The organism is Chryseobacterium sp. HR92 (genome assembly GCF_045689405.1).
Lineage (GTDB): Bacteria > Bacteroidota > Bacteroidia > Flavobacteriales > Weeksellaceae > Chryseobacterium > Chryseobacterium viscerum_A.
The window spans coordinates 2,923,105-2,935,925 of sequence record NZ_CP139139.1 but is presented as its reverse complement, the minus strand read 5'-3'; the positions used below and the strand labels follow the sequence as shown (position 1 = coordinate 2,935,925).

General features: G+C 36.6%; 13 protein-coding genes. 8 read left to right on the top strand and 5 right to left on the bottom strand.

Features of this window, described 5'->3' with window-relative positions; all coding sequences use genetic code 11:
- Window positions 1-101: 101 nt before the first annotated feature.
- The 5 genes from SFA27_RS13300 to SFA27_RS13280 all read right to left on the bottom strand — a co-directional run bounded on the left by SFA27_RS13300 (window position 102) and on the right by SFA27_RS13280 (window position 6,510).
- Complete coding sequence (locus SFA27_RS13300; RefSeq protein WP_047375527.1) at window positions 102-1,136, bottom strand: phytase; 1,035 nt, start codon at window positions 1,134-1,136, stop codon at window positions 102-104.
- 7 nt (window positions 1,137-1,143) lie between these two features.
- Window positions 1,144-3,954 (bottom strand): TonB-dependent receptor, encoded by a 2,811-nt coding sequence (locus SFA27_RS13295; protein WP_407292622.1) that lies wholly within the window; start codon window positions 3,952-3,954, stop codon window positions 1,144-1,146.
- 218 nt (window positions 3,955-4,172) lie between these two features.
- Window positions 4,173-4,709, bottom strand: a complete 537-nt coding sequence (locus SFA27_RS13290; RefSeq protein WP_047375524.1) for a TetR/AcrR family transcriptional regulator — start codon at window positions 4,707-4,709, stop codon at window positions 4,173-4,175.
- Window positions 4,710-4,777: 68 nt separating this feature from the next.
- The gene (locus SFA27_RS13285; protein ID WP_047375521.1) at window positions 4,778-5,491 is read right to left on the bottom strand and encodes a hypothetical protein; all 714 of its coding nucleotides are present in this window, start codon (window positions 5,489-5,491) and stop codon (window positions 4,778-4,780) included.
- A gap of 137 nt (window positions 5,492-5,628) precedes the next feature.
- On the bottom strand, window positions 5,629-6,510 hold the full coding sequence (locus SFA27_RS13280) for a cupin-like domain-containing protein (RefSeq protein ID WP_047375519.1): 882 nt from the start codon (window positions 6,508-6,510) through the stop codon (window positions 5,629-5,631).
- Between the two features lie 236 nt (window positions 6,511-6,746).
- Between SFA27_RS13280 and SFA27_RS13275 the strand changes: the two genes are divergently transcribed.
- From SFA27_RS13275 to SFA27_RS13240, 8 genes are all read left to right on the top strand, one after another.
- Window positions 6,747-8,042 (top strand): Ig-like domain-containing protein, encoded by a 1,296-nt coding sequence (locus tag SFA27_RS13275; RefSeq protein ID WP_407292619.1) that lies wholly within the window; start codon window positions 6,747-6,749, stop codon window positions 8,040-8,042.
- A 41-nt stretch (window positions 8,043-8,083) separates the two neighbouring features.
- Window positions 8,084-8,995, top strand: coding sequence for a hypothetical protein (locus SFA27_RS13270; RefSeq protein ID WP_407292617.1), 912 nt, complete (start codon window positions 8,084-8,086; stop codon window positions 8,993-8,995).
- A complete protein-coding gene (locus SFA27_RS13265) occupies window positions 8,982-9,617 on the top strand; it encodes an ATP-binding cassette domain-containing protein (protein ID WP_047375511.1) in 636 nt (211 codons plus the stop codon). Before SFA27_RS13270 ends, SFA27_RS13265 begins: the two co-directional genes overlap by 14 nt.
- Window positions 9,618-9,709: 92 nt before the next feature.
- Window positions 9,710-9,874, top strand: coding sequence for a bacteriocin-like protein (locus SFA27_RS13260; RefSeq protein WP_156118363.1), 165 nt, complete (start codon window positions 9,710-9,712; stop codon window positions 9,872-9,874).
- 238 nt (window positions 9,875-10,112) lie between these two features.
- Window positions 10,113-10,469 (top strand): helix-turn-helix domain-containing protein, encoded by a 357-nt coding sequence (locus tag SFA27_RS13255; protein ID WP_047375509.1) that lies wholly within the window; start codon window positions 10,113-10,115, stop codon window positions 10,467-10,469.
- Between the two features lie 50 nt (window positions 10,470-10,519).
- Complete coding sequence (locus SFA27_RS13250; RefSeq protein ID WP_407292614.1) at window positions 10,520-11,515, top strand: MsnO8 family LLM class oxidoreductase; 996 nt, start codon at window positions 10,520-10,522, stop codon at window positions 11,513-11,515.
- 62 nt (window positions 11,516-11,577) lie between these two features.
- Window positions 11,578-12,132, top strand: coding sequence for an AAA family ATPase (locus SFA27_RS13245; protein WP_407292612.1), 555 nt, complete (start codon window positions 11,578-11,580; stop codon window positions 12,130-12,132).
- Window positions 12,133-12,195: 63 nt separating this feature from the next.
- Window positions 12,196-12,759 carry a DUF6624 domain-containing protein gene (locus SFA27_RS13240; protein WP_264518184.1) on the top strand — a complete coding sequence of 188 codons (564 nt, stop codon included), beginning with the start codon at window positions 12,196-12,198 and terminating at the stop codon, window positions 12,757-12,759.
- The last annotated feature ends 62 nt before the right edge of the window (window positions 12,760-12,821 follow it).

The following is a 12,821-nucleotide window of genomic DNA, read 5'->3' as shown; positions in this document are numbered from 1 at the left end:
CTCAGCTCATGAGATTGCTTCACCTTTGGTTCGCAATGACAGTATAGCCCAACTTAATACTCTTAAAACCTTATCAACCTTAATGGTTTAAATGTTAATTTTTATTTACCAGTTTTCACTGCTGATTTAATGGCTTTTTCAACTATTCTCCAATCGTAAAAGTGAAATACTCTACCATTACTCATCGCAACGAAGACACCTTTAGGAAATTTTGGACCTAAATTAACATTCGTTACCTCAGAACCATCACTTTCCAGGGTAGAAACAGGAATTTCTGCAATTCTTCCTTTTGACTGATCTTCTCTCAGGTAGACATTAAATGTGTCATTCTGCTGATTGGAAACCAGAATATATCCTTTTCCTTTAGCCGTAGGGTAGATGGAAATTCCTTCCACATCAGATTTGAAATCACCTTTCCCGAAAACAGATAATTCCTCATTTCCCTTTTCCGGATCTGCATAATATTTGTGAACTCCGAACTGCTCATCAGAATAATAGATATAGCCCATTTCATCGTCTACAGCAATGCTTTCAATCTCTTTCAGTCCGCTGTATTTCCCGAATTTACGAACAACTTCTCCTGTGATGAATCCGTTCTTTTCAGTCAGTTTATACTGCCAAAGGTAGCCGTCAGCAGGACCGGATTTTCTTCCGACAATAACAAAGATTTCTTCTGTCTGTGGATTTTTATATAAAGAAATTCCCATCGGGCCGCGTTCAGATTCTCCATCAAATACAGAGATTTCTCCAATTTCTTTCAGCTCAGGAAGTGTATATAATTTTACCTTGTTGGTTTCTCTTTCTGTTACGGCAGCAATATCTGTTTTTTTACCGTTTAGCATAAAACCATATTCCAGATCAACGTTATTGGGACGTTTCAATCCTAAAACTTTATGGGTGATCTTTCCGTTAAGGTCAAAGGCGTACAAACCTCCATCAGTATCTTTATCAGTTCCAATGATAATACTTTTTGATGCATCCTGTGGATTAATCCATATGGCGGGATCATCCGTATCATGAACTACTGTTTCTGTAATAACAGCCGGTTTTAATTTTTCTATTACTTCTTTCTGCCCTGTACAGTTGATTACCAAAGGAAGGACCGAAAGAGCCAATATATAATGTATGTTTTTCATGTGTATTTTAAAAATCAAATTTCACTCCCATTGTAAACCTAGGTCTGTAATATTCAGCCTGAGCTGTTCTGCTCTGGATTCCCTGGTAGTATCTTAACGGCTGATTGGTCAGATTATTGGCTTCTGCGAAAACTCTGAGCTGGCTTGTAATCTTGTAAGAAGCATTGGCATCAAGGAAAAACTGTTTGTCATAATAACGGTCGTCAAAAGCTTTTCCTCCCAGTTCATCAATATAATGAGACGCATAGTTCATAGAAACTCTGGCTGAAAAATGTTTATTTTCCCACGAAAGAGACCCGTTGAACATATGTGGAGCCGCTCCGGGAAACCCTACATCTGTTCTTTCAATACCTTCTTCATTGGTGATTCCTTTTGCTTTGGATTTGGTGTAAGTATAGTTCACATACACTCCAAGTCCCTTCCAGAAAGCGCCGGGAATAAAATCAAGCTGTCTTTGCAAAGCCACTTCAAAACCATAAATATCTACATTATCCCCATTACGCTGCTGGGTAAACTTCCAGTTGCTTTCTCCCGCGGGAATTGGATTTGACTGTCCTGCAAAATCATTCGCGAAATCATTTGCAGTATAATTTCTTTTGGAATAGGTATAAATAAAATCGTTCAGGTTTTTATAAAAAACTCCTCCGGAAAGAATCCCTACAGACTTAAAGTACTTTTCCGCCATAAAATCAAAATTATACGCATAGGTTGCTTTTAAGTTTGGATTTCCGGCTGCAACAATCTCGTCTTCTGAAATCACGTTAAGGTAAGGAACCAGTGAATAATAATTCGGACGGGCAAGGGCTGTGGTAAATGCTGCACGAAGCACAAGATCCTGCATCGGAATATATTTGAAAGAAATATTCGGAAGTACGTTCGTATAGGTATTGGTATTATTGATTTGTCCTACCAGATTTTTTTCATTCATTACATAGTTTCCGGTGTAATCAATGTTAGTTGTTTCAATACGCGCCCCAACGATCATTGATAATTTATCATTGAAATCCTGATCCCAACGGATATAACCTGCATAGATCTGCTCCTTTGCGTTGTAATTGCTGGAAAGATATTTCTCCGGCTTTAATTTACCATTAAACAAAGTTGGATTGAATAAATCCAGCCCTCCAAGGAAAGATGGATCAACGAATGTTCCCGGAACATAATTTCCAGGCTGGAAGTTTTGGCCGTCAAGGTTTATCGTAGGTACGGATAAGAGACTTCCCATAGTGTTGACCGGAGTAAAGGCATAGAAATCATTTTCTCTTTCTTTTTTCTTCAGACGCATACGGAAACCGGTACGAAGACGTCCTTTCTGGCCATCAATTACTGAAAATGGAAATCGTACATTCACTTTTGCTCCCAGTTCCTTTTCCTGTGTAAAGTTGTTGGCATCCGAAAGATCACTCAATTTATAACTGCCTAAATTATCTGCAGCAAGGAGGTTGAACATTGGTTTCTCAGGATTGCTAAGATCAGGAGAGAAATTCATTTTGCTGTTTTCAAACTCTATATAACGCTGGTGAGGCTTATCTTCACTTGCTATTGCATAGTTGACGGACCAGTCAAGATCTATCTTGGAGCCTAATAAATGTTCTCCTCTTAAAGCATAGTTCTGAACTTTCTGTTTTTCCAGACGGGTGTTGTCATTATCAGCATCACCACCTTTATTCTGTCTTGTGATACTTCCTTTCCAGTCTGTAATTTCTGTTTCATCGGCGTTATAGACTGGTTTTATTTTATATCCTAAAGCCAGTCTTGTTTCTTTATCATTCCTGAAATTATACATTGCAGAAGCATAGATCTTGTTTTTGGAATTGAATTCATAATCCATATTGAGATCAAAGCTGTGCCTGATACGGTGTTCATTATAGTAACGTACACCCATTTTACTTACATAAACTGTTTGGGCCAGATCGTTTGCCTGGCTCCATACAGGTTCTATATTATCCGAACCGAAATTGTTGTTGTTATAGGAAAAACTGAATACAGCACCTAATTTTTTGTCTAAAAATCGGTTTCCATACACAAATCCGGCTGTGTAATTTCCTTTTTCACGGATAGGGTTGTATCCTCCGGCAACGGTTGCAGAAATCCTTTGTCCGTTCGGAGAAGCTCTGGTAATAAGGTTTACAGAACCTCCAATGGCATCGGCATCCATATCAGGCGTCAGGGTTTTATTCACTTCTATGGTGGAAATCATATCAGAAGGAATCAGGTCCATCTGGACGTTACGGTTATCACCTTCAGCAGAAGGAATTCTGTCACCATTCAGCGTAACAGAGTTTAGATTGGGAGCCAGTCCTCTGATAATAAGATTTCTGGCTTCTCCCTGATCATTCTGTATGGTAACTCCCGGAACACGCTTCAAAGCATCTCCTATATTGGCATCAGGAAAACGCCCGATCTGATCAGAAGAAATCACATTGGTAATATTGGCGTTATTTTTTTGCTTGTTTAAAGCTCTTGCCTGATTTTTTAAAGTAGCTCCTGACACTACAATCGCAGCAATTGACGTTTCTTTTTTGTCGAAAACGATATTCTGACGGGTGTTTTTCTCAGACTCCACTGTTACATTATATTCATGGATGCCATAACCAAGATAATCAATTTTCATGGTATAGCTTCCCGGGGGAACATTCAGAAATACAAAGTTTCCGTGTTCATCTGAGGTCGTATAGATATTTCCCGGAGTCAGAGAGATTTTGGCTCCCGGCAGAGCTATTTTTGAATCGTCGTTGATGTTTCCGGAAAGAGAACCGCTCTGTGCATAGAAAAAAATAGAGGCACAAAATAAAACAGATGTAAAAATTTTTTTCACTTTTCTTATTTTAAGATAAAAATCATAACAAAATTAAACGTCTGTTTGGGGAAAGTGTTGAAGAGAAAATTAAGGTTTTCTTAAGAATTGTTAATATAGAAAGATAAAAGATAAAAGATAAAAGATCTTGTTGTTAAAATTCAATAGGGGTGGGCTTTAGCCCGCCTTACAAATTGCAAATAATTCTATTGGCTTTAGCCCAAACCTGGAATTTTCGTTTATTGAGGAATACTCAATAGATCCTGCACAATAATTTTAGACTTTTCGATTAATTCATTTGATCTGTAAAGCTGGCTGGTGAGTATCGAACTTTCAAAAAGAAGGTAGATATGGGCTGATGCAATATCGTTTTGGATATCTTCATTGAAGCACTCCCTCAGCTTGTTTTTATGATACCGGATTACCTTGTGAATCTCTTCTTTATCAGCAGGAATTTCAGATAAAATATTCAGAAAGCTGCATCCTCTGAAGTCTTCTCTTTCATTCATATCAACCAGAAAATCGAACGACTTCAGGATTTTTTCCTGTACTGTTTTTGCTTCTGACGTAAACTGCTCAAGCTCAGAAGCCCAGTAGTCATATCTTTTATTGAGAAACTCAATACAAAGCTCATCTTTAGATCTGAAATGCTGATAAAAACTTGCCTTTGATACATTTGCCTCTTCAATGATCTGATTGATGCCCGTATTGTTGTAGCCTTGTTTATGGAAGAGAACCATGGCAGTGCTTAGTATTCTTTCTCGTGGTCGGGGCATAATGTAAGATTTTTGCAAATTTAGAAAAATATGAACAGACTTGTATGTTGATGTATGATAGATTGATTTTAAATAAATCCTCTTGCGTAATAAATCTGAACAACAAAAAAGAGTACCGTGAAAAACCAAACAATATAAGGATGATAACTAAAATTATTTTTCAGAATATAATGCAGCGCTTTGAAAAGCTTAAAGACACCAATAATTCCAACGATAATAAAAACCAGAAAGACCAGAAAAAACAGATAATCTCTTGTCCCATAGTCACTCACCTTGCCAAGATGATCCAGATAAGCCTCTACATTCAGGGTTTGTCCTAAAAACATTGCTGAACTGATTAATATAAAAAATGGAGTAGAGGTATACACAGTGGTATAAATGAAAGAAAACAGCAAAGTCCGGAAAGTGGCTGTATTTATTTTTTCCTTTTTGTACCATAATAAAGCAACGCTGAAGAGTACTGCAGTAATATTATTCATCAGAAATATAAACAGGGCTTTCTCTACCATACTTAATCCCTTGATCTTTGAAATAATATTGTGTTCACCACCGTAATCCATTAAAAGTACAGAGATAATAACAGAGGTATAAACGGAAAGCTTAATGGGGGAAAGATAATCCTGAAAACGTTCCGTCTCTTCTTTCTCCATCTCGTGTACAGAAAGATCATAGCAGCGGCGGGGATCCTGAAATAATTTGAAAATGGTAACCGGAACCAATAATATTTCAATAATAATCTGCAGACATAGTTTCTCAAAACTATCGATCAACTTTTCAAACATATACACGGGTATTAGGGAACGTATATGCAATTTAATTAAATTTTAGACGATATTTCAAAAATAGAGCCTGCAAATAAAAAAGAGTGGATGATTGTACTTAAATCATCCACTCTTTTATAACGTAAAAACAATCCTTATTATTTAGGAAGTCCTTTTCTTAATGCATTATTAGCTATTTCTACTGCTTTTCTTTCTTTCCAGTCCATATACCTTTTTTTGTATCGTCCTTTCATGAAGTTATCAAAATTACGCTGAACAGCAAGATTCCAAAGAGAATGTGCTTTTACAGCCCAGCTTTTGTCCCATGCACGCAGGGAAATAGAGAAAGATCCATCCAGATATTTCATCCAGTGCCACCAGCCGGTAGGCATGAATAAAGTATCTCCGTGTTCCAGATAGCATTCGATTCCTTCAATACCATCCAATGCCGGAAATTTTTCAAAATCAGGATTGGCAATATCATAATCTTCCAGTGCGTAAGTAGCATATGGAAGTTTATAAAGTCTGGATTTCCATTTGTACTCAAACAAAAGAACATGTTTTCTTCCATTGAAATGGGTATGGAAAATATGAGGCATGTCTATGTCATAGTGAAGGAAGGTCACAGAACCTTTCCCACCGAAAAACATACTCGGATATTTATCTAAAAATCCACCCATCAGATTCTTTGGCGGAACATAATCATCCAAAAGTTTTGGTGCAAATTTTATAGGATCAAAGAAAAAGATTCTCAGATCAGTAGGCTCCCTCTGAATAAGGTCTACGTAATCACGAAATTGCATTTTCGTCGTTGGAGTATTGATGGGAGCGGCAGGATCTGCTTTGGAACTGTCGTAAAGGGGAACTTCAACGTCGCCTACCACTTCTTTCATGTACTCCATCGTCCATTTTTGGTAGGCAGGCCATTTTCTAGCCATATTTCTGATTACCACTGGCTTACATGGCTTTAGATATTTTTCACGGAAATCTTCTTGTGAAATATCATCTACAATATCAATTGGTTTAAGGATTATTCCCATTTGTTCAAATTATTAAGCTAAAGTATTAAATATTTGCGACAATAAAATGGAAAGAATTAAAATTATTTGGAATTGATATAAATAAATGAAAAAATACAGATTCTGACTTCTTTTTGGTGGAGTTATTATGCCGGTTTCATGGTTTCTAAAGTCTTAAAATGTACTGTGTTTATACCATACAATGAGATTTGCAAAATATAATAATTGTGTGTATCATTGTGCTATTAAAAATAGCCATGAAACGTTTTACAACCATTATTTTCTCACTTGTATTTGCAAGTGCTTTTTCACAGAAACAAACCAAAATTTTTACTTCAGATATTGATAATTTTTGGGTGGCTTATGACAGCATTCAAAACACAAACGATCATTCCAGAAAACTGGATCTGATTAAGAAATTGTATACTGATAAAGCAACAAAAGGCTTAAAAGCATTTATGAACGCAAGAGATTATAATGACGGTCTTTATGTAAAACTTATTGACAAGTATCCTAAATTCTGGAATACCATCAGGCCAAATACGTTGACAATTAAGGCCAAAACCAATGAATTTGAAGCCAGCGTTGACAGGCTGAAGCAGATTTACCCTGAGCTAAAAGATGCCGAAATGTATTTTACTATTGGCGGGCTGAATTCCGGAGGAACAGTGAGCGGAAAGATGGTGTTGGTAGGAGCTGAGCTTGCCACAGGGCTTCCTTCTACAGATGTTTCAGAATTCAAAGATGAATGGCTGAAAGGTGTTTTTGCAATGCAGTCTCTGGATAATATCGTCTCTTTAAATGTTCATGAATATATCCATACCCAACAGATCGGAGACCGTAGAAGAGTTCTAAGCCAATCTATAAAAGAAGGTGCCTGTGATATGATTGCCGAACTGGTCATGAATAAACCTCTGGAAAGAAAATATCTTTCTTATGGAGCGGCTCATACAGCTGAAATCAAAGAGTTATTTAAAAAAGAAATGTTCACCGGTAATTTTACGAACTGGCTTTATAACGGAAGAGAAAAAGGAGAAAGTGCAGATTTAGGATATTACGTAGGATATGTGATTTGCAAATCATATTATCAGAATGCTAAAGATAAAAAGCAGGCAGTTAAAGATATTATTGAGCTGAATTATGACAATGATAAAGCTGTAGAAAATTTCCTTACCCAATCAAAGTTTTTCAAAGAAAAAACGAGTGATTTGATGAAGGAATACCGTAAGATGTCGCCGGATGTTGTAAAAATAGATCCGGCAAATGGTTCTGTAGAGGTAAGTCCAGATGTAAAAGAAATACGAATCACTTTTTCAAAAGAAATGATGCCAGGATACTATTCTTTCAACCTTTCTGATAAAGGAAAAGAATATATGCCGATCACCAAAGTTATTGGAATGGAAAATACTGATAAAACTTTGGTTTTGGGAGTAGATCTTAAGCCTGGTAAAGAATATGAATTTGTCCTCACGGATAAAAGTTTCAGGTCCAAAGAAGGCTATTCTCTCAAAAATGAGGAACTTGTTATAAAATTTAAAACGGGGAACAAATAATCTGATTCTTTACTAAAATCGTCAATCTTCAGTTAGCTCCATTGAAAAAAATATTACATCATTTTAAATTCAGATTCTATCAAAGTTTCAGGCTTTTAAATCTGAACCCGAGAGCAGGCGTTCCTGTTCTGATTGTTTTGGGAGTTCTGATCGTCATGAAACTACCCGAAAGCTGCTATTATCCACCCTTATTTTTCCTACTGGTATTGCTGTTTCATTACGAAAGAAAAGACATTCCTTTTCTTAAAAAAGCCTTTGTCAAAAGCTGGCGGTGGATCATTGTACTGGAAGCCGCATTGATCTACAGTATTCTCCTTTGCGGAAATATTCATTATACATTGGAGAAAACCGCGTTGTTTTCATTGCCAATGTTTGTCTTACTGGCTTTTATCACGCCAAGAACCCAACCTTTGATGACATTCCGGTGGAACTTTATTCCGGATGATTTATTTGAATGGAAAAGCTTTCTGAGAAAAAATACCTTGCTCGCAGTACTGGGGTTTGTTATTTTATGGGGTTCAGCTTACCATTTTGTGACTCTGATTCTTGCGGGAGTTTTTGCATTGGATTATATCTCACATCTTTACGAACCTAACGAAAACAAAGAAATGCTGGAAATGTATTTCAAAAAATATACTTTAAAAGAAAAACTCAGAAGAAATTCTCTGCTTTTCAATGCTTTGCTGCTGCCAACCTACTGTCTGTTTCTGATTCTGCATCCTGCCGAAAGTGTATACATACTTTATTATTTTGCTTTTATGAACCTGTATTATATGCTGATTCTGACCAGAAAATATAAGCAGTATTATTATAAAGAAAAGAGTAATTACTACAATATGGGTGTTTTTATTGAGTACACGATATGCAGTATGACCATTATTCCTGCAGTATTCCTATTGAAAAATAATATAAAAGAAGCTTCTCAAAATATTAAAACATATGTTGGAGATTAAAAATATACATGTTCATTTTAAAAATCAGAATGTTTTAAATCATCTGAATCTATCCATAGAAGAAGGCTGCATATTGGGACTGCTTGGCAAAAATGGGGCAGGAAAGACCACTCTGTTTGAATCCTTGTACCAAAGTATACCATTCTCAGGTGAGATCAGCTGGAAGAATGAACGGTTGAAAAGGGAAATGATTTCTTATCTGGAAACCGAAAACTATTTTTACCCTTATATTACGGGAGAAGAATATCTTGCCTATTTTACCTCAAAAAAAGAAACTGAAATCAAAGAAATCATTGAAAGATTTAATCTTCCTCTGAAAAAATATGTGCAGTATTATTCCAGCGGGATGAAGAAAAAACTGGCTCTTATCGGGATGCTGATGCTGGATAAGCCTATTAATATTCTTGATGAACCATTCAATGGAGTAGATTTTGAAGGGGTTCATATTCTTTATGACATTATCAGACAGTTGAAATCTGAAAAGAAGGTAGTCATTGTGAGTTCCCATATTATCGAAACCCTTTTTCATACCTGTGATAAAATTGCCCTTTTGCAAGATGGAAAAATTGAAAAAATCTACGATAAAGAAGAATTCAGCCTATTGAATGCTCTTAAATTCTAGGTGTAAAATTTAGCATTATTTAACAATCAAAATTAAAACTGTTCAGCAATTTTTTTACTAAATTGTGATTTCAAACTAATAACTTATTTATTATGAAAAATCTAAAGAAAATCGCAAGACAGAGTTTAAAAACAATCACAGGAGGTCGCCCGCCTGCAGAGAGTGAGTGTATAGCATGTGGCTGTCCTACATCAACATGTTATTACAGAAATGGAAATGGTGGTGGCGGTGGATGTGCTGACATCAGATGCGCATAAAAACTTTATAAACAGACCTTCCGAATAACGGAAGGTCTTATTTTTTCTGTATTAATTTTAGTATCTGTATATTTCCTTACACCTATAGCTCCAGTTTCTGTGTTTTTGGTGCCAGAAAGATCTGGTGCCAGTACATAAAGATCTGTTCATTTTTATTATTTTTTCTGCAAATTTGCAGAATAGACTTTCAGAAAATTATATACTTATCTTTTTGAAAGTGTAATTAAAAAACGATTTTATGCCTGAATTTTTCCACGATAAAAGACTCTATTATACACCTATTGAATTTGCGTTAAGTCATATCGGAGGAACCTGGAAAATGCCTGTTCTATGGAGATTGCAGGAAAAACCTCTTCGTTTCAGTGAGCTTAAAAAGGATATTCCTCATATTACAGACAAAATGCTGACCAGCCAGCTGCGCGAACTGGAGGCCAAGGACATGATCCATCGTGAAGTATTTCCCGTAGTGCCGCCGAAAGTAGAGTACAGCCTTACAGAGAAAGGGAAAAAAGCTATTCCGGTTATTGAGACCATTATGCAGTACGGCTACGATCTGATCAAAGATGAAGGAATTGTCTTTCCGCCTAAAGAATGAAAAGGTGTATTGTCTTTTTTTATACCTTCACATAAAATCTATTCTATAGTATGAAGCTGAAATTAGGGATCTTAGACCAGTCACCTGTAACAATGGGAGGCAGTGCGGCCTCTGCATTGGAAAACAGTATCAATCTTGCTTTATTGGCTGAAGAAACAGGTTTTCATAGTATTATGTATTCCGAACACCATGGAGTAGAAGCTTATGGCAGCTCCAGCCCTGAACTTTTAGCAGCAGTTATATTAAGTAAAACCAACCGTATCAAAATAGGAACCGCCGGAATTATGATGCGGAACTATTCTGCCTATAAAATTGCGGAATGGACCAAAATGCTGTCTACCCTATATCCTGAACGCTTTATTCTCGGATTGGGAAAAGCTCCCGGAGGATTAAAAGATGCTGTAATGGCACTCAATAATCATAAACCGGTAGTTTTATCAAATATGGAAACGAAACTGGAAGAGATCATTCAATTGATCAGAGATGAGGAAGGTATTTATGACGGACTTATTGCACAACCCACTCGTGTACAATTTATTCCTGAAATTATGTGGCTGGGATCAGGAATGACTTCAGCAAAAGAAGCTGCTAAACATGGGACAGGATATTCTTTCGCCGCTTTTATGAACAGTGAAAACGGAATGGAAAATACAGAAGCTTATCTGAGAGAATTTGACGACACTCAATATTTTTCCCAGCCTTCTTTGCAGGTAGCAGTGGCAGCATCAGTAGCAGATACTATTGATACAGCAAGAAGGAATGCTTATGGAATGGCCTACCAGTTTTTACAATCCCGGCAATTAGTCAGTCCCAATGCTGTTCTTTCTCCTGAAGCTATAGAGCAAAAGATTTTGGGAACTAAAGATGAAGATGAGTTTTTCACCTTTTTAGAAAGAATTATCATAGAAACGCCACAATCTGTGGAGCATAGATTGCAACAGGTTGCAGAAAAATACAATACGGATAATCTTCTGATATTATGCAATATGTACCAGGAAGAAGATCGCGTTCATACTTATAAAAGTATCATTAAAAATAATAATTAAGCCCCATAGAAAACCTGAGATTTTGTTATAAACGGGGCTGTCTTTAAAAATAATTCAAACCGATGAAGCAGGATATTTCAAAATTATATATCATTACGGGTGGTCCGGGAGCCGGAAAAACAACGCTGTTGAACGAATTAAACAAATATGGTTTGACAACAGTTCCTGAAGAGGGCAGGAGAATTATTACAGAACAGGTTGAGTCCGGAGGAGAAGCGCTTCCCTGGCTGAACAAAGAACTTTTTGCTAATCTGATGTTTGAAGAATCCGTAAAAACCTATTTGGAAATGGATAATGTGACCCATATGAAACCTGTTTTCTTTGACCGCGGAATATGGGATACGCTGGGTTATATGAGGCTTGAAAATATTCCTGTTCCGGAATTATTGATAACAAAAGCCAGAGAAATGGTTTATAATAACAATGTTTTCATTCTTCCTCCATGGAAAGAGATTTATGAAAATGACCAGGAAAGAAAACAAACCATTGAAAAAGCCATCCTCACTTTTGAGTGTATGAAAGAAATTTATCAGGAATTTGGCTTCAATATCATTGAGGTACCGAAAGTTACCGTAGAAAAAAGGGCCAGTTTTATCCTTGACAGAGTTCTGACATAAATCTAAAACTAACAGGCTCAGTTGAGGTATATGCTGTATCACCAATCAATTATCATTAATAATATGGACAATTTCTCATTTGAAAAAGAACTGATTGAACTTGCTGATAAAGATCTGACTGTAAGAGGGGAGCTGCTTGCTGCCGGAAAACTGTCCGGAGGTTACCATCCTGAAATGGAAAAGGTTCATAAAGCCAATGCACAGCGGCTTCGGGAAATTATAGCCGAAATCGGGTTTCCAACCCTCTCAAAAGTCGGTGAAAAGGGAAGCAATGCTGCATGGCTGATTATCCAGCACGCTATTGGTGAGCCTGAATTTATGAAAGAATGCTGTACCATGATGGAAGAAAACAGCCATGATATTAATCCAATACATAAAGCTTATTTATATGACCGGATTCAGTTCTTTCAGAGCAAACCTCAAAAATACGGAACACAGCTTACCGCTGAAGGAATAGTGTATCCCGTAGAAAACAAAGAAACCTTAAACAAAGAACGCGAAAAAGTAAATCTTCCGGCACTGGCACTGGCAGAAATTAACAAAATTCCAGAACCTGAAAACATTCCGGAAATAGATGACCAAAATATTGAATATACGATTTGGAGAAGAAAAGTGGGCTGGATTTAAAGAATAGAAAATGGATACTAAAAATCAGACATGGAAGTTTCTTATGCAATTAATTCTTCATT

Bases quoted from the DNA above. Each gene is read 5' to 3' on its own strand.
- SFA27_RS13285 (WP_047375521.1), bottom strand. From the start codon at position 5,491: ATGTTTGAAAAGTTGATCGATAGTTTTGAGAAACTATGTCTGCAGATT.
- SFA27_RS13290 (WP_047375524.1), bottom strand. From the start codon at position 4,709: ATGCCCCGACCACGAGAAAGAATACTAAGCACTGCCATGGTTCTCTTC.
- SFA27_RS13265 (WP_047375511.1), top strand. From the start codon at position 8,982: ATGTTGGAGATTAAAAATATACATGTTCATTTTAAAAATCAGAATGTT.
- SFA27_RS13300 (WP_047375527.1), bottom strand. From the start codon at position 1,136: ATGAAAAACATACATTATATATTGGCTCTTTCGGTCCTTCCTTTGGTA.
- SFA27_RS13245 (WP_407292612.1), top strand. From the start codon at position 11,578: ATGAAGCAGGATATTTCAAAATTATATATCATTACGGGTGGTCCGGGA.
- SFA27_RS13280 (WP_047375519.1), bottom strand. From the start codon at position 6,510: ATGGGAATAATCCTTAAACCAATTGATATTGTAGATGATATTTCACAA.
- SFA27_RS13260 (WP_156118363.1), top strand. From the start codon at position 9,710: ATGAAAAATCTAAAGAAAATCGCAAGACAGAGTTTAAAAACAATCACA.
- SFA27_RS13255 (WP_047375509.1), top strand. From the start codon at position 10,113: ATGCCTGAATTTTTCCACGATAAAAGACTCTATTATACACCTATTGAA.
- SFA27_RS13275 (WP_407292619.1), top strand. From the start codon at position 6,747: ATGAAACGTTTTACAACCATTATTTTCTCACTTGTATTTGCAAGTGCT.
- SFA27_RS13240 (WP_264518184.1), top strand. From the start codon at position 12,196: ATGGACAATTTCTCATTTGAAAAAGAACTGATTGAACTTGCTGATAAA.
- SFA27_RS13250 (WP_407292614.1), top strand. From the start codon at position 10,520: ATGAAGCTGAAATTAGGGATCTTAGACCAGTCACCTGTAACAATGGGA.